The following is a 15784-nucleotide window of genomic DNA, read 5'->3' on the forward strand; positions in this document are numbered from 1 at the left end:
TTGGGTCATTTGCCCATGCCGGCGACGGTCTGGTCGCCGCCACGGCTGAAGTAGAACGCGAGCAGGATCGGCAGCAGCGTCACGATCACCACCACCATGGCGACCACGTTGGTCACCGGGCGCTGCCGGGGTCGTACCAGTTCCTCGAGCATCCAGATCGGCAGCGTCTGCTGCTGGCCGGCGGTGAAAGTGGTGACGATCACCTCGTCGAAGCTGAGCGCAAAGGCCAGCATGCCGCCCGCCAGCAGCGCCGTGCCTATATTGGGCAGGATGATGTGGCGGAAGGTCTGGAACTTGTCCGCGCCGAGATCCATCGCCGCCTCGATCATCGAGCCCGATGTCCGCCGGAAGCGGGCGACGGCGTTGTTGTAGACCACGACGATGCAGAAGGTCGCGTGGCCGAGGACGATCGTCCAGAACGAGAACGGAATCTCCATCAGGCTGAACGCCGACCGCAGAGAGATACCGGTGATGATGCCGGGCAGCGCGATGGGCAGGATTACCAGCAGCGAGATCGTCTCTCGTCCGAAGAACCGGGTGCCCGACACCGCCGCGGCACAGAGCGTTCCCAGCACCAGCGCGATCAGCGTCGAGATCGATGCCACCTGTACCGACAGCGTCAACGCCTGCCAGACGTCTGGCCGGTTCCACGTCACCTCGAACCACTTGAGCGTCAGCCCCGGCGGCGGCCACTGATAGGTCCGCTCCTCCGACGAGAAGGCGTACAAGAAGATCAGCGCGATCGGCGCCAGCATGAAGAACAGCCCTGCCGCAGCGGCGAGCTTCAGGCCCCACGGTGCGCGAGCCACATCAGAGCGCATCGAACGCCCCCATGCGCTTGGCCATCCACAAATACAGCCCCATGATCACGATCGGCACCACCGTGAAGGCTGCGGCCAGCGGGATGTTTCCGGCCGTTCCCTGATGCGCATAGACCGCCTGGCCGATGAAGAAGGCCGACGTGCCGATGATCTGCGGGATGATGTAGTCGCCCAGCGTCAGCGAGAAAGTGAAGATCGAACCGGCGACGATGCCGGGCAGCGCCAGCGGGAAGATCACCTTCCAGAACGTCTGCATCGGCGTCGCGCCGAGATCGGACGAGGCATCGAGGAGGTTGGTCGGCACCCGTTCGATCGCCGCCTGGATCGGCAGGATCATGTAGGGCATCCACACATAGAGGAAGACGATGAAGGTGCCGGTGTAGCTGATCGAGAGTGAATTGCCGCCGATCACCGGCAGCGAAAGCCAGGCGTCCAGCAGCCAGGTCAGGTGCAACTGCGCGAACACCCAGTTGAGGATGCCTTCCTTCGCGAGGATCAGTTTCCACGCATAGACCTTCACCAGGTAGCTGGCCCATAGCGGCAGCATGATGCCGAGGTAGAACAGCGCCTTCCATTTCCCCCGTGCATAGCGCGCCGCCATGTAGGCAATGGGAAAGGCGATCAGCGCCGAGGCGACGGTGACGGCGGAGGCCATGATCACCGTGCGGAGGATCACGTCGAGGTTCTGGGGCTTGAGCAGCTCGGCATAGGTCTTGAGCGTGAACTCGTAGTTGATCAGCCCCGAGAACTCGTCGATCGAGAAGAAGCTCTGCAGCAGCAGCGCGAACAGCGAGCCGATGTAAACAATGCCGAGCCACAGCAGCGCCGGCAGCAACAGCAGGAAGACGAACAGCTTCGGCTGGCGCCAGAACCGGTCGCTGAGCGAGCCGAGCCAGCCCCGCTGGTTGCTGAGGATGGCACCCGAAGCGGTGGCGGCGACCACACTCATCCGGCGTTCTCCATCAGGTGCAGCGCATCCTTGGCGAAGCCGATGGTGACCCGTTCCCCCTCAGTCGGCAGATCGTCGGTGGACGGAACGACCGCATGCAGCAGCGTGCCGTTGAGATCGACCGCAAGCCGGGTGGTCGCACCGAGATACGATCGCGCCGTGACCGTGCCGGTTAGCGCATTCTGGCCGCCATCGGCCCGGATGACATGGATCGCCTCCGGTCGCAGCGACGCCCAGCGCCGCTCGCCGGCGATGGCATGCACGAACTCGGGCCCGAGCACGTTCGACGAACCGACGAAATCGGCGACGAAGCGCGAGTTCGGTTGTCGATAGATCTCCTCGGGCGTCCCCACCTGGATCAGCTTGCCGAAATTGAACACTGCCACCCGGTCGGCCATCGACAGCGCCTCACCCTGGTCATGGGTGACGAAGATGAAGGTGATGCCGAGCGTCTTCTGGAGCGCTTTCAACTCTTCCTGCATCTGCTCGCGCAGCTTCAGGTCGAGCGCCCCAAGCGGCTCGTCGAGCAGCAGCACCTTGGGCTTGTTGACGATGGCACGAGCCAGCGCCACGCGTTGTCGCTGCCCGCCGGACAATTGCCCCGGCCGCCGGTCGCCATAGCCGCCGAGCTTCACCAGTTCCAGCGCCGCCTCGGCCTCCCGGGCCCTCGTTGCCTTCTCGACCTTGCGCAGCATCAGCGAGAACTCGACATTCTCCCGCACGTTCATGTGCGGGAACAGCGCGTAATCCTGGAACACCGTGTTGACGTTGCGCCGGTAGGGCGGCACGCCTTCCACCGCATCGCCGAAGATCCGGAGCTGGCCCAATGTGGGCTGCTCGAAGCCGGCAATCAGCCTGAGGCAGGTGGTCTTGCCCGATCCAGAAGGGCCGAGCATGGCAAAGAACTCCCCTTCCCCCACCTCGAGATCGACCTCATCAAGGGCTCTCACCGCCCCGAAGTGGCGGGAAACGCGTTGGAGGGAAACGGCGGATGTCATCGGGAATACCTTCGGCCCTGATACTCGTCATCCCCGCGACAGCGCAGGCCCCGGCTCGCCGTGGACGCGAGGTTACGTCCGGGGCTCGCTGCCGCGAGAATGACATCGTGGTGGAGGCGGAGCATGCCCCGCCCCAGCGCGCTTACCGCCCGCCGATCACCCCGACATAGTCGCTAACCCAGCGATAATACGGCACACACTCGCCGGACTCGCATTTGGCAGTAGGGGTCCGCCAGAAGCGGATTTTGTCGAAGTTCTCGTAGCCATTCATCGTGCAGCCCTCGTCGGTGAGCAGTTCGTTGCCCTTGCAGGCAGCGGGGACTGACGGCACCGTGCCGAACCAGGCCGAGACGTCACCCTGCACCTTGGGCGCAAGCGAGTGCTCCATCCACATGTAGGCGCAATTCGGATGCGCGGCTTCGGAATGGAGCATGGTGGTATCGGCCCAGCCGGTGATCCCTTCCTCGGGGAAGGTCGAGGCCACCTTGGCGCCTTCGGCTACCAACACGTTGACCATGAACGGCCAGGACGACGACGCGACGACGCCTTCGTTCTTGAAATCGTCCATCTGGATATAGGCGTCGTGCCAGTAGCGGCCGACCAGTGTCCGCTGCACGCGCAGCAGGTCGAGCGCCGCCTTGTACTGGTCTTCGTTCAGCGCGTACGGGTCCTTGATCCCGAGTTCGGGCTTGTGCGCCATCAGGTAGAGCGCGGCGTCGGCGATGTAGATCGGCCCGTCATAGGCCTGCACCCGGCCCTTGTTGGACTTGCCGTCGGGCAGGTTCATCTCCTCGAACACCACGTTCCAGCTGGTCGGCGGCCCGTCCTTGAACACGTCGGTATTGTACATCAGCACGTTGGCGCCCCAGACATAGGGCGTGCCGTAGTGCGTACCGTCGACCGTGTGCCAGGCGGCGTTCTGCAGCCGCTCGTCGATGGTCGACCAGGACGGGATCAGCGCCGTGTTGATCGGTTGCACCCGCTTGCCGGCGATCAGCCGCAGCGAAGCGTCGCCGGAAGCGGTGACGAGGTCGAAGCCGCCTTCGTTCATCAGCGCGACCATTTCGTCCGAGGTATTGGCGGTCTTCACGCTCACCTTGCAGCCGGTGTCGGCTTCGAACTTGGTGACCCAGTCATAGTTGGGGTCGGTCTCACCGCGTTCGATGTAGCCGGCCCAGGCGACGATCGAGACTTCGCCCTCGCCCGCGCCGAGCGACTGCAGCATCTCCTGCGCAGCCACCTGGCCGGTGAAGGTCGCAACCATGGTCAAGGCCGTACATGTCTTGAGGATGGATTTCATCGATTTCTCCCTGCTCGGGCAGCGCTCCCAAATGCGCAGCATGCCCTTGATTGGAAGCTTATCGGGCGCCTTGCTATTCGCAAATGCATTCGGCCGGGGGGAGATATCGGAAAAACCGATATGACAGCGTAGCTGACGTTCCTCAATCGCCCATCTGTAGAAAGATGAACGGCCTCTGATGGCAGTCTGAACGGTGAATCAGCGCTCCTGCGCCGCCCTGCCCCGTGGCGAATGCTGCTGCTGCGCCAGCCCGATGAAATCCCGCGCCGCTTGCGTCAGCTGGCTGCCGCGCCGCCACACCATCCCCACCTGCACCACCGGCAACGCCCCCGAAATGTCCCGGCTCTCGATCCGGTCGCCTTCGAGCGACCACGGCCGGTAGACCAGGTCGGGCAGCAGCGCGATGCCGGCGCCGGTCGCAACCAGACTGCGGACCGCCTCCACCGATCGCGTCCGAAATGCCACGTTCGGCCGCGCACTGAAAGCCGCGAGGAGCTTGCCAGTATTCTCCTCGGTCTCGTCCACCGTCAGCATGATCAGCGGCTCCGGCACGATGTCCGAAACCGAAATGATGTCCGCCCCGGCCAAGCGGTGCCCCAGCGGCAGCCATAGCCGATACGGCGAAGTCTCGAATATCTCCGCCTGCAGCGCCACGCGGTCGCGGAGGTTGGAGATCACCATCACTGCCACATCCAGCTCGCCGCCGATCAGCAGGTGCTCGAGGTAGTCGCCATTGTCCTCGATCGCCGAGACATTGACGTTGGGATAGGCCCGCCGATACCGCGCGAGAAGGTCCGACAGCACGTAGCCCGCCACCAGCGAAGTCACGCCCAGCTGCAGCGAGCCCGCCGCCGGCGCTTCCGCCTCGCCAAAACTCCGCCGTGCGTCCGAAACGCTGGCAAGGATCCGCGCCGCGTGCCGGTAGAACTGATGCCCCGTATGCGTGATCGTCAGCCCGCGCCGGTGCCGCTCGAACAGCGTCACCCCGAGGTCCGATTCCAGCTCCTTGATCGCATCGGTCACCGCCGACTGGCTGATCGAGAGGCTCTGCGCTGCCCCCGACACCGTCCCCTCCTCGGCGACCGAGATGAAATACTGCAGTTGCCGGAGCGTGAAAGCCATGTCCCACTAAACCATTGCCCCATCCGGCGCTCAATCGGCCGATTGCCTCTTGCCCACGCCGATCAGCACGCTATTTGAACATGGAACTCAATCCAGGGGGATAAGCCATGGGCAGCCGCGCCAACACCCTCGCCGCCATCGAGCGCCGCGTCCGTCGCATCGGCCGCCCGTTCGGGGTCAGCCTGCTCATTGCCGAGAAGCGCACCCCCAAGATCGAAGCCCATGGCGGCTACATGCTGCGCGACGACGACACCTTCGAGATCGTCTTCGGCAATGCCGGCTACGACTTCTCCGCCAGCCTCGAGGAAATCGAGGAGTTCCTGATGGAATCGCGCACCGCGATGCGCGAGGAGATCAAGGGCAAGAAGAAGCGCTAGCGCAGCGACGCCAGCAGCCCGCGCAGCCACTCCCGCGCGCCGCGCACCCAGCCGACCGCCGCCTGCCACGCTGCCGTCGACTTCGCCCAGCCGATCGCCCGGTCGCGCAGCCCGAACAGCCAGCCCAGCAGCGCCTTGAGCCAGCCAATCCGCATCAGCGGCTCATAGGCCGCATGAAAGATCCGCTCGCAGATCAGCAGTGACAGCACCTGCGCGATGAGCAGCAGGATGGTCCCCTGCACCACGTGCCCCGTGGCGCCCCAATACACCGCGAACAGCTTCGCCGGCTCGATGACCACGAACGGCACCGCCAGCAGCGCCAGCGCCACATAGGGCGGTAGCCGCCCGATCAGTGCCCCCAGCCGCTGGAACAGCTGCAAGTGCCCGAGCCACCGGATCAGCGGCCGGAACAGCGGGAACAGCAGCTCGTCGAGCAGCGTGTAGATGACCACTGCGATGGTCACCACCGCCCGCCCGATGCCGCGAATGACGCGCCGCCACACGGGGATCGCCTGCTCGTCTGTCATGTTTGCTCTGTCTCGCGAAGGCTAGCCGCGCCGATCTTCTATGCTATCGTCGGCGTGGGAAGTTTCTGTGCCTCAGTAGCGAGCATCCGACCGCATGTCGATTAAAGCCGCGATCTATCACCTGACGCACTACAAGTACGATCGTCCGGTAGTCCTCCAACCCCAGATCATCCGGCTCCAGCCAGCGCCGCAGAGCAAGACCAAGGTGCTAAGCCACTCGCTGCGGGTCTCGCCGTCGAACCATTTCGTCAACGTCCAGCAGGACCCCTACGGCAATTACCTCAGCCGCCACGTCTTCCCCGAGCCGGTCACCGAGCTGAAGATCGAGGTCGACCTCGTCGCCGACATGACCGTCTACAACCCGTTCGATTTCTTCGTCGAAGAGCGGGCCGAGACCTGGCCGTTCGAGTATCCCGAGGAACTGCGCGACGATCTCTCGATCTACATGAAGCCGCAGCCGGCCGGCCCGCTGCTGCTGGAGTTCCTGCGCCAAGTCGACCGCACGCCGATGAACACGGTGAACTTCATCACCGCGCTCAATGCCCGGGTGCAGCGCGAGATCGGCTATATCGTTCGCCTCGAAACCGGCGTGCTGGAACCCGACGAGACGCTGACCCGCGCCCAGGGCTCGTGCCGCGATTCCAGCTGGCTGCTGGTGCAGGCGCTGCGACACCTCGGCTTCGCCGCCCGGTTCGTCTCCGGATACCTGATCCAGCTGAAGCCGGACCTCGTCTCGCTCGACGGTCCCGCCGGCACCGACCATGATTTCACTGATCTCCACGCCTGGTGTGAGGTCTACCTCCCGGGCGCCGGCTGGGTGGGGCTCGACCCCACCTCCGGCCTTCTCGCCGGCGAGAGCCACGTGCCGCTCGCCGCCACGCCGCACTATAGCAACGCCGCGCCGATCTCGGGCTTCACCAGCTTCGCCAATGTCGAGTTCGCCTTCGACATGAAGGTCAGCCGCGTCGCCGAGCACCCGCGCATCACCATGCCGTTCTCCGACGAGAGCTGGAACCGGCTCAACGTGCTGGGCAAGAAGGTCGACGAGGAACTGGTCGCCAACGACGTCCGCCTCACCATGGGCGGTGAGCCGACTTTCGTGTCGATCGACGATTTCGAGGCCGGCGAGTGGAACGCCGATGCGGTCGGGCCGACCAAGCGCGCCAAGGCCGACGCGCTGATCCGGCGCCTGCGCGAGCGTTTCGCCCCGGGCGGCCTGCTGCATTACGGCCAGGGCAAGTGGTACCCGGGCGAAACGCTGCCGCGCTGGACCTTCTCGCTCTACTGGCGCCGCGACAACAAGCCGGTGTGGCGCGACGACAAGCTGTTCGCCCACGAAGGCGTGCCGACAGCGGCGAAGCCCGGCGACGACCAGCGCCTGCTCACCGAGATCGCCAACAATCTCGGCGTCGGCACCGAAACCATCGACGCTGCCTATGAGGACCCGGGCGACTGGCTGGTGAAGGAAGCCCGCCTGCCGCCCAATGTCGATCCTGCCAATTCCGAGCTCGCCGATCCCGAGGCGCGGGCCCGCATGGCGCGGGTGTTCGACAACGGCCTCAACAACCCGACCGGCTACGTGCTGCCGGTGCAGCGCTGGAACGCCCTGCCCGACCGCACCAACCGCTGGATCACCGAGAAATGGCGCACCCGCCGCGGCAAGCTGTTCCTCGCCGCCGGTGACTCGCCCGTCGGCTACCGCCTGCCGCTCAGTTCGCTGAAGCACGTTGAACCGACCGCCTACCCGCACGTCGTCCCGCGCGACCCGCTGATCGCTGTGCTCGACCTGCCCGAAGTCGAGGAACTGCTGCAGCAGCCGGTCGAGGTCCGCGTCGGCCATCACGCCCAGCCCTCGACCTTCACCGCCGATCCGACAATCAACCAGGACGTCACCGAGCAGGTGCTCGACGAGATCGATTCCGTCGTCCGCACCGCCGTGACGGTCGAGTTGCGTGAAGGCCGCCTCTGCGTCTTCCTGCCCCCGGTGTCGACGGTAGAGGACTACCTTGAACTGATCGCCGCATCCGAGGAAGCGGCCAAGACCCTCGGCCTCCCCATCCATGTCGAGGGCTATGCCCCGCCCTACGATCCACGGCTCAACGTCATCCGCGTGGCGCCCGATCCGGGCGTTATCGAAGTGAACATCCACCCGGCCTCGAGCTGGGAAGAGTGCGTCGCCACCACCACTGCGGTCTATGAGGAAGCGCGGCAGGCCCGGCTCGGCGCCGACAAGTTCATGATCGACGGCAAGCATACCGGTACCGGTGGCGGCAACCACGTGGTGGTCGGCGGCTCGACCCCGGGGGACTCGCCGTTCCTGCGCCGGCCCGACCTGCTTAAGAGCCTGATCCTCCATTGGCAGCAGCATCCGTCGCTGAGCTACCTGTTCTCTGGCCTGTTCATCGGGCCCACCTCGCAGGCGCCGCGCTTCGATGAGGCCCGCCACGACAGCCTCTACGAACTCGAAATCGCGATGAAGCAGGTGCCGCTGCCGGGCGAAGGTATCCCGCCGCGGCCGTGGCTGGTCGACCGGCTGTTCCGCAACCTGCTGGTCGACGTCACCGGCAACACCCACCGCTCCGAAATCTGCATCGACAAGCTCTACTCCCCCGACGGCCCGACCGGCCGGCTCGGGCTGGTGGAGTTCCGTGGCTTCGAAATGCCGCCCAATGCGCGGATGAACCTCGCGCAGCAACTGCTGGTCCGCGCCCTGATTGCGCGGTTCTGGAAGGCACCCAAAGAGGGCAAGTTCACCCGCTGGGGCACCACCCTGCATGATCGCTTCATGCTGCCGCAGTTCGTCTGGGCCGATTTCCTCGACGTACTGCGTGATCTCAAGGACAACGGCTTCGACCTCGACCCTGAGTGGTTCGCGGCGCAGCTCGAATTCCGCTTCCCGTTCTGCGGCGAGGTCGAAATCGAGGGCATGAAGCTGACGCTCAACCAGGCGCTCGAGCCCTGGCATGTGATGGGCGAGCAAGGGGCCATCGGCGGCACCGTGCGCTTCGTTGATTCATCGGTTGAACGACTTCAAGTGAAACTTGAGGGTCTCAACCCCGGCCGCTACCAGGTCACCGTCAATGGCCGCGCTGTGCCGCTGACCGGCACCTGCGAGGCGGGCGTCGCAGTGGCCGGTGTCCGCTTCAAGGCCTGGCAACCCGCGTCGGGCATGCACCCCAACCTGCCGGTCAATTCGCCGCTGCATTTCGACATCTACGACACCTGGTCGGGCCGCTCGATCGGCGGCTGCACCTACCACACCGCCCACCCGGCGGGCCGCAACTACGAGACCTTCCCGGTCAACGGCAACGAGGCCGAAGCTCGCCGCCTGTCCCGCTTCGAACCGCGCGGCCACACCCCGGGAGCCTTCGTGCCGCCCACCGAGGAGCGCTCGGCGGAGTTCCCGCTGACGCTGGATCTACGGGTGCCAACCTAGCGCTGCGCTGTTCAGTATGACGAACTGACACCCGGATTTTGACCATCCAGTTCAATTCCCACTTGCCATTCCATCCGCTTCCGCTAGCGCTATCTCCTCATGGATAAGCGGAATCAACGGCAGGTGAGAAAGCGCGGGGCGCCAAGCCTTATCGCCGACTACAAGCTGTTGCCGGGCGTTCCGGACGAGATGATCGATCCCGGTGGCAGCATCCGCCCCGGCTGGACCACACTGATTTCCGCTCTCGACGAGCTTGGGCACGACGAGCTTGCCGGCCGCTTCGAGCGCGCCGACCAGTATCTGCGCGACGCCGGCGTCTACTATCGCAAGTACGACGGCGCCGAGGGCAAGGAGCGTGCCTGGCCGCTGGCCCATGTCCCGCTGATCCTCGATGAGAGCGAGTGGCTCACCATCACGCGCGGGCTGACCCAGCGCGCCGAACTGCTCGAAACCATCGTGGCCGACATCTACGGCAACAACGAGTTGGTGCAACGCGGCCTGCTGCCGCCCGAGCTGATCGCCCGCAACGACGAGTTCCTTCGTCCCATGGTCGGCATCAAGCCGGCGAGCGGGCACTTCCTCCATTTCTGCGCCTTCGAACTCGGCCGCGGTCCGGATGGCGGCTGGTGGGTTCTGGGTGATCGCACCCAGGCACCGTCGGGCGCCGGTTTTGCAGTCGAGAACCGGGTGGCGACGACGCGTGCCCTGTCCGACATCTATGGCAAGATGCATGTGCATCGGCTGGCCGGTTTCTTCCGCGGCTTTCGCGATGCGCTGAACGGCCTGGCGCGCTCCGGTGATGGTCGCGTCGGCATCCTGACGCCGGGCCAGCATAACGAGACCTATTTCGAGCACGCCTATATCGCGCGCTATCTCGGCTTCACCCTGCTTGAGGGCGAGGACCTGGTGGTGGACAATGGCCAGGTGATGGTGCGCACTGTCTCCGGCCTGAAGCCGATCAGCGTCTTGTGGCGCCGCATGGATGCCAGCTTCGCCGACCCGCTGGAGCTGCGCTACGACAGCCGCATCGGCACGCCCGGCCTCACCGAGGCGTTGCGACAGGGCAGCATCTCGATGGTCAATGCGCTGGGGACCGGCATCCTCGAGACCCGCGCCTTCTCGGCGTTCATGCCCAATCTCTGCCGCGCGCTAACCGACCGCGACCTGGAGCTGCCATCGATCGCCACATGGTGGTGCGGCGGCGCGGCCGAACGGCAGCACGTCATCGATCACTTCGACACCATGATGGTCGGCTCGGCCTTCGCCACCGGCCTCGCCATCGAGGACCCGCGCGGCACCATCGTCGGTGGCATGCTGCCGGCGGCTGAGCGGCAGGCCATGCTGGCCCGGCTCGAGGCCCAGGGTGGCGCCTTTGTCGGCCAGGAGCAGGTGCAGCTCTCCACCGCCCCGGTCTATGTCGGCGGCAAGCTTGAGCCGCGGCCGATGACGCTGCGCGTCTACGCCGCCCGCACCCGCGACGGCTGGACTGTTATGCCGGGGGGCTTCGCGCGCGTCGGCTCGACCCAGGATTCGACCGCCATCGCCATGCAGCGCGGCGGCCAGGCGGCGGACGTGTGGGTGGTCAGCCCCAAGCCGGTGGAGCGCGTCACGCTGCTCCCCACCGAAGGCGAGAAGCTGGTGCGCATGTCGGCGGGGAGCCTGCCGAGCCGCGCTGCCGACAACCTCATCTGGCTGGGCCGCTACGCCGAGCGCTGCGAAGCGATGGTCCGGATTCTCCGCGCCTACAACGCGCGGCTCGCCGAAGTCTCGAACCCCGACCAGGCTATCCTCAAGGACACCCGCGCCTATCTCGACGGCATCGGCGTCGATGCCTCGGTGCCGCTGCCGCCCGGCCTGCTCGCCGCCATCGACAGCGCTGTGCATAGCGCGAGCCAGATCCGCGACCGCTTCTCGCCCGACGGCTGGCTGGCGCTGACAGATCTGCGGAAGACCGCCCGCAGCTTCGCCCAGCGCGTGCAGTCGGGCGACGACGCGACCCGCGCCATGACCGTGCTGCTGCGCAAGCTCGCCGGCTTCTCCGGCCTCGTTCACGAGAACATGTATCGCTTCGCCGGCTGGCGCTTCCTCGAGATCGGCCGCCGGCTCGAGCGCGGCATCCAGATCGCCGGCAGCGTCGCCTGGTGCACCCGCAAGGGCGCGCCGGAAGGGGCGCTCGACCTGCTGCTCGAAGTCGGCGACAGCGTCATGACCCACCGCCGCCGCTATGCGGTGAGCGCCGGCGTCAACTCCTATGTCGACCTGTTGGTGCTCGACCCGCTGAACCCGCGCTCTGTGCGCTTCCAGATCGCCGAACTGCATCAGCAGCTCGAGCAACTGCCCGGCGGCCTTGAGGATGGGCACCTGTCCACCGCTGCCAAGGCGGCGCTGTCGCTCGATACCGAGCTGCGCGTCACCGAGCCTGAGGACATGTCGACGGCAAAACTCAACCGGCTGGGCATCGAGATCGGCAACCTCGCCGGGCTCATTGCCGACGCCTACTTCGTCTGAGGAGGCGGGCCGTGCTCTACGACGTTCGGCTCGAACTGCACTACGACTACAAGGCCTCGGTGCATGGCGACCGGCACCTGGTGCGTGTCGCGCCGATCTCTATCCCGAACGTCCAGCGCGTCATCGCCTCGTCGCTGTCCTTCGAGCCGCGGCCCGAGCAGGAAACCACCTTCGCCGACTATTTCGGCAACCTCGTCACCACCATCGCCTATTCGGGGAGGCACGATCACCTCGACGTGCGGCTGACCGCCCGCGTGCAGGTCGAGGACCTGCATAGCCCGGTCGACCTCTCCCCCACTCTCGATGGGTTGAAGGAGGAACTCGCCGCGCTCTGGTCGCTGGCGCCGGATTCGCCGCAGCACTTCCTCAGCGCCTCGCCGCGCATTCCTCTCGATGCCGCAATAACGGACTATGCACGAACTTCCGTGGGCGACAGCCAGTCCATCTACGCGGCAGCGATGGACCTTTGCATGAAGATCCACCGCGATTTCCGCTACGACAAGCACGCCACCAAGGTCGATACCGGCCCCGCCGAGGCCTTCGCCCTGAAGCGCGGCGTCTGCCAGGACTTCGCCCACGTGATGATCGCCGGCCTCCGCGGCCTTGGCATCCCCGCCGGCTATGTCTCTGGTTTCCTTCGCACAATCCCGCCGAAGGGCAAGCCGCGGCTCGAGGGCGCCGACGCCATGCACGCCTGGGTCCGCGTCTGGTGCGGCCAGCACGCTGGCTGGCTCGAGTTCGACCCCACCAACGCCATGCTCGCCGGCCCCGACCACATCACCATCGGCCACGGCCGCGACTATTCCGACGTCTCCCCGATCGTCGGCGTCCTGCGCACCAGCGGCGGCCACACGGCCAAGCAATCGGTCGACGTCGTCCGCGTCGAATAGCCGTCGCCTACTTTTCAGCATCCCCCTGCAACCAATTGTGGCGGTACCCGTTGTTGGCTCAGACGCACCATTGAGGCTGCGTGTCTGCCGGTCCTCCACCGGTAGTGAGAAGGAACGAGAGCGATGACCAGACTTGAGATCGCCAACCTCGAACACGCCGCCCACTCCGCTACCGCCTGGATGCCCGAAGGATACGATGGTCGGGTGCACTACAGCGCGGTGCTGGCTGCAATAGTCCCAGCGGTCGGCATCCTCGCCGTGGCCGCGACTTTGCTGCTCTCTATTCTTTAGGAGCGTCCCATGACTTTAAGCACGATCATCATCATCCTGCTGGTCTTGCTTCTCATCGGCGCCATACCGGCCTGGCCCTACTCCCGCTCCTGGGGAGCTTACCCCTCCGGTATTCTTGGCGTCGTGCTCGTCATTGTCATCATCCTTGTGTTGATGCGCGTATTCTGACGGGCCCTCTGCGAGCCAAGGTCGCCCCCCTTACGGCTCGCCACAGCACCCCGGTTCGCCCCCGAACCGGGGTGCACTCTTTTTGGGCAGAAGTAGCTGCACCCGGCCTCACCCGGAACCCCTTGAACTGTTTGTGCGTTGAACAGCAACCACAGAGGAGCGACCAATCATGGCATCCACTACCGATATGGCACCCAACCGCACCGCCGCCAAAGCCCCGGCCCGCCGAGCTGCGAACGGCCCGCGTCGCGCTGCAGCGCGCCAGAGCCGCGAGGACGAGCTATCCGCCCAGGTGCACCAGTTACAGACCGACCTGAAGTCGATCGCTGCGACTCTGGCAAATCTCGCCGAGGACAAGGTCAGCGACGCCCAGCGGCTGGCCAAGCGCGAGGTAAAGAACCTTGCCAAGAATGGCCAGCACGCCGTGGAAGACATCCAAGACGAGTTCGGCCAGCTGGAAAAGCAGATCAAGGACACCATCCGCGAGAAGCCGCTGACTGCCGTCGCTGGCGCCATCGCGCTCGGCTTCGTACTCGCCGTCGTTTCGAGGTAGCTCCATGCACCTCTTGGCGCTGGCGGCTTCGGTCCTCGGGATCGAGGTCGACGAGTTGCTCGAACACTTCAAGAACAACGCCATGGCCTGGTCGGCCGTGGCGCTTTTCGCGTTGATCGGGCTCGCGTTCCTGCTCGTCGCGCTCCACGCCTGGTTCGCGTTGATGTGGGGACCCATCGTGGCTCCGCTGGTCATCGGCGCCGGTGCGATCGTCGTGGCGCTGGGAATCTATGCGGCTATCGCCATAACCGACAGTATCGCCAAACGCCGTGCAGCGCAGCGGCGTAACGCGGCCGAAAAGACTGCGCTCGTCACCACGGCGGCCCTGACGGCGCTGCCTTTGGTGCTGAAGTCCGACATCATGAAGAAGGTCGGCATTCCGATCGGCGGGGCACTGGCCGCAGCCTATCTGCTGGCCAAGCCAGGTGGCGGCTCGCATGGCGAGCGGCACGGCAACGGCCACGATCCGGACTGATCACTTCGCCACATTTCAGGGAACCCCGCCCAAGGGGCACACGTTATCTAGATCACCTGCAGTTGCGGTTCGAGTAGTGCAGGTCAGGCCAACGAAGGATTTCCAGGAGTGTGAGCTATGACCCACATCAAACGGAAGATCGTGACCATTCTGACCGACGACCACATCGCGGATGCTGAGAAGATCACCATCCTGCGTCAGCTCGAGGCGGACTCGCTCTCCAAGGAGCGCAGCGCCACCGAGGGCATGACCCCGGTCGACGGCGATGACGGCGAAGACCTCAAGACCATCGAGAACGCCCTGCGAAAGCTGGGCCAGCAACCGGTGGAGGGCGGCGCCGCCAGCCTCTGACAGAAACGCACCGAGTAAGAGCGCCCCGCCCGGACATCCGCGGCGGGGCGTCGCTTTGTCAGGCCGCCTCGATGGCGGGATTGGCGGCCTCGGCCGGCTTGTTGGTGGCCGGCCGCACGACGCGCAGGCCCTGGGCGTGGATCCTGAGGTCCGTCAAACGTTCGAGCGGGATCAACTCGCCATCGATTACCGCCAGCGCCGAAGCTTTGCGCCTGGGGAAATAGAGGCTGACCTGCGTCACCTCCCGCTCCGATACCAGCGGATGCGCCTTCCAGTTGCCGAAGACGAGCGACAGGGCGAGCCGCGCCAGCTCAGCCGGCGGCATCGGCCTGACGACATAGATTCCGAGGACGCCCCGATCGACGACCTCGGCATAGGGTACGTGCCCTTCGCCCAGGACGTTGTTTGAAACGGCAATGGCCGTGGCCTTGCGCCGCTCGGTGCCCTGCCGGGTGCTGATCTCCGCGTCGAACACCAGCGGTCGCGACAGCGCCAGCCCGACTGCCCTGAGGCTCGCCAGGATCTTGCCCCAGCGGCTGTGATAGGTGAGTTCGTTGCGGATCCGAACCAGTCGCGAGTGTAGCCCCACCGAGAACTGGTGGACGAACGGACGGCCATTGGCAGTCGCAATGTCGACAGCGGCCACCTCGCCCCGCGCGATGGCCTCCAGCGCCGCCTCGAGCTGCAACGGCACGCCCAGCGACCGGGCGAACAAGTTCATCGTACCGGCGGGAAGCACTGCGAGCGCCATCTTGTGAGCAAAGCAGATCCCGGCCGCTGCCGAGATCGTGCCGTCCCCGCCGCCGGCCAGCACGACGTCGGATGCCGGGTCTCCGGCAGCCCGCTCCAGCTCGGCAAGTAGTTCGTTGCCATCGACCACCCGGCATTCGAGCACGTGGCCCTGTTCGGTGAAGATCTTCTCGGCCATGGCAACGAACGCCGATATGTCCATGGTGCGGAACGTGCCGCCGTCCTTGTTGAAGACGCCGATGAAGTGCATGCCCGCCTCCGTTGCCCG

At 65.5% G+C, this 15784-nt stretch carries 16 protein-coding genes; 9 read left to right on the forward strand and 7 right to left on the reverse strand.

Going from position 1 to position 15784, the window contains the following annotated elements; genetic code table 11:
- Positions 1-5 precede the first annotated feature (5 nt).
- From AC1DYL_RS01915 to AC1DYL_RS01935, 5 genes are all read right to left on the reverse strand, one after another.
- Positions 6-821 (reverse strand): ABC transporter permease, encoded by an 816-nt coding sequence (locus AC1DYL_RS01915; RefSeq protein ID WP_477148699.1) that lies wholly within the window; start codon positions 819-821, stop codon positions 6-8.
- On the reverse strand, positions 811-1770 hold the full coding sequence (locus AC1DYL_RS01920; RefSeq protein WP_477156522.1) for an ABC transporter permease: 960 nt from the start codon (positions 1768-1770) through the stop codon (positions 811-813). Before AC1DYL_RS01920 ends, AC1DYL_RS01915 begins: the two co-directional genes overlap by 11 nt.
- Positions 1767-2768, reverse strand: coding sequence for an ABC transporter ATP-binding protein (locus AC1DYL_RS01925; RefSeq protein ID WP_477171848.1), 1002 nt, complete (start codon positions 2766-2768; stop codon positions 1767-1769). The genes AC1DYL_RS01920 and AC1DYL_RS01925 overlap by 4 nt, the downstream gene beginning before the upstream one ends.
- Positions 2769-2910: 142 nt before the next feature.
- Entirely contained in the window at positions 2911-4068 is a 1158-nt protein-coding gene (locus AC1DYL_RS01930) for an ABC transporter substrate-binding protein (RefSeq protein WP_477171849.1), read from the reverse strand.
- 198 nt (positions 4069-4266) lie between these two features.
- Positions 4267-5190 carry a LysR family transcriptional regulator gene (locus AC1DYL_RS01935; protein ID WP_477171850.1) on the reverse strand — a complete coding sequence of 308 codons (924 nt, stop codon included), beginning with the start codon at positions 5188-5190 and terminating at the stop codon, positions 4267-4269.
- Between the two features lie 107 nt (positions 5191-5297).
- Here AC1DYL_RS01935 and AC1DYL_RS01940 point away from each other — a divergent pair, with 107 nt between their 5' ends.
- Entirely contained in the window at positions 5298-5567 is a 270-nt protein-coding gene (locus AC1DYL_RS01940) for a hypothetical protein (protein WP_477171851.1), read from the forward strand.
- Here the strand turns inward: AC1DYL_RS01940 and AC1DYL_RS01945 are convergent.
- Entirely contained in the window at positions 5564-6094 is a 531-nt protein-coding gene (locus tag AC1DYL_RS01945) for a hypothetical protein (protein WP_477171852.1), read from the reverse strand. The genes AC1DYL_RS01940 and AC1DYL_RS01945 overlap by 4 nt on opposite strands.
- 94 nt (positions 6095-6188) lie before the next feature.
- On the opposite strand from AC1DYL_RS01945, the gene AC1DYL_RS01950 reads away from it, so the two are divergent.
- The 8 genes from AC1DYL_RS01950 (at position 6189) to AC1DYL_RS01985 (ending at position 14766) form a co-directional block, all read left to right on the forward strand.
- A complete protein-coding gene (locus AC1DYL_RS01950; RefSeq protein WP_477171853.1) occupies positions 6189-9530 on the forward strand; it encodes a transglutaminase family protein in 3342 nt (1113 codons plus the stop codon).
- Between the two features lie 99 nt (positions 9531-9629).
- The gene (locus tag AC1DYL_RS01955) at positions 9630-12038 is read left to right on the forward strand and encodes a circularly permuted type 2 ATP-grasp protein (RefSeq protein ID WP_477171854.1); all 2409 of its coding nucleotides are present in this window, start codon (positions 9630-9632) and stop codon (positions 12036-12038) included.
- Between the two features lie 11 nt (positions 12039-12049).
- The gene (locus AC1DYL_RS01960) at positions 12050-12928 is read left to right on the forward strand and encodes a transglutaminase family protein (protein ID WP_477171855.1); all 879 of its coding nucleotides are present in this window, start codon (positions 12050-12052) and stop codon (positions 12926-12928) included.
- A gap of 123 nt (positions 12929-13051) precedes the next feature.
- Positions 13052-13219, forward strand: a complete 168-nt coding sequence (locus AC1DYL_RS01965) for a hypothetical protein (protein WP_477156518.1) — start codon at positions 13052-13054, stop codon at positions 13217-13219.
- 9 nt (positions 13220-13228) lie between these two features.
- Entirely contained in the window at positions 13229-13387 is a 159-nt protein-coding gene (locus AC1DYL_RS01970; RefSeq protein WP_299643463.1) for a DUF3309 family protein, read from the forward strand.
- Between the two features lie 169 nt (positions 13388-13556).
- On the forward strand, positions 13557-13940 hold the full coding sequence (locus AC1DYL_RS01975) for an ElaB/YgaM/YqjD family protein (protein ID WP_477148688.1): 384 nt from the start codon (positions 13557-13559) through the stop codon (positions 13938-13940).
- A 4-nt stretch (positions 13941-13944) separates the two neighbouring features.
- Entirely contained in the window at positions 13945-14415 is a 471-nt protein-coding gene (locus tag AC1DYL_RS01980) for a hypothetical protein (RefSeq protein ID WP_477148687.1), read from the forward strand.
- 117 nt (positions 14416-14532) lie between these two features.
- Positions 14533-14766 (forward strand): hypothetical protein, encoded by a 234-nt coding sequence (locus AC1DYL_RS01985; RefSeq protein ID WP_477171856.1) that lies wholly within the window; start codon positions 14533-14535, stop codon positions 14764-14766.
- 58 nt (positions 14767-14824) lie between these two features.
- Here the strand turns inward: AC1DYL_RS01985 and AC1DYL_RS01990 are convergent, their stop codons facing one another.
- Entirely contained in the window at positions 14825-15766 is a 942-nt protein-coding gene (locus tag AC1DYL_RS01990) for a diacylglycerol/lipid kinase family protein (protein WP_477171857.1), read from the reverse strand.
- Between the last annotated feature and the right edge of the window lie 18 nt (positions 15767-15784).

The sequence above is a fragment of the Devosia sp. P1_H9 genome, from assembly GCF_056405135.1.

Excerpts from the sequence above, each read along its gene's own strand:
- AC1DYL_RS01935 (WP_477171850.1), bottom strand. The coding sequence starts at position 5,190 with ATGGCTTTCACGCTCCGGCAACTGCAGTATTTCATCTCGGTCGCCGAG.
- AC1DYL_RS01965 (WP_477156518.1), top strand. The coding sequence starts at position 13,052 with ATGACCAGACTTGAGATCGCCAACCTCGAACACGCCGCCCACTCCGCT.
- AC1DYL_RS01970 (WP_299643463.1), top strand. The coding sequence starts at position 13,229 with ATGACTTTAAGCACGATCATCATCATCCTGCTGGTCTTGCTTCTCATC.
- AC1DYL_RS01930 (WP_477171849.1), bottom strand. The coding sequence starts at position 4,068 with ATGAAATCCATCCTCAAGACATGTACGGCCTTGACCATGGTTGCGACC.
- AC1DYL_RS01950 (WP_477171853.1), top strand. The coding sequence starts at position 6,189 with ATGTCGATTAAAGCCGCGATCTATCACCTGACGCACTACAAGTACGAT.
- AC1DYL_RS01980 (WP_477148687.1), top strand. The coding sequence starts at position 13,945 with ATGCACCTCTTGGCGCTGGCGGCTTCGGTCCTCGGGATCGAGGTCGAC.
- AC1DYL_RS01920 (WP_477156522.1), bottom strand. The coding sequence starts at position 1,770 with ATGAGTGTGGTCGCCGCCACCGCTTCGGGTGCCATCCTCAGCAACCAG.
- AC1DYL_RS01955 (WP_477171854.1), top strand. The coding sequence starts at position 9,630 with ATGGATAAGCGGAATCAACGGCAGGTGAGAAAGCGCGGGGCGCCAAGC.
- AC1DYL_RS01915 (WP_477148699.1), bottom strand. The coding sequence starts at position 821 with ATGCGCTCTGATGTGGCTCGCGCACCGTGGGGCCTGAAGCTCGCCGCT.
- AC1DYL_RS01985 (WP_477171856.1), top strand. The coding sequence starts at position 14,533 with ATGACCCACATCAAACGGAAGATCGTGACCATTCTGACCGACGACCAC.
- AC1DYL_RS01940 (WP_477171851.1), top strand. The coding sequence starts at position 5,298 with ATGGGCAGCCGCGCCAACACCCTCGCCGCCATCGAGCGCCGCGTCCGT.
- AC1DYL_RS01945 (WP_477171852.1), bottom strand. The coding sequence starts at position 6,094 with ATGACAGACGAGCAGGCGATCCCCGTGTGGCGGCGCGTCATTCGCGGC.
- AC1DYL_RS01975 (WP_477148688.1), top strand. The coding sequence starts at position 13,557 with ATGGCATCCACTACCGATATGGCACCCAACCGCACCGCCGCCAAAGCC.
- AC1DYL_RS01990 (WP_477171857.1), bottom strand. The coding sequence starts at position 15,766 with ATGCACTTCATCGGCGTCTTCAACAAGGACGGCGGCACGTTCCGCACC.
- AC1DYL_RS01925 (WP_477171848.1), bottom strand. The coding sequence starts at position 2,768 with ATGACATCCGCCGTTTCCCTCCAACGCGTTTCCCGCCACTTCGGGGCG.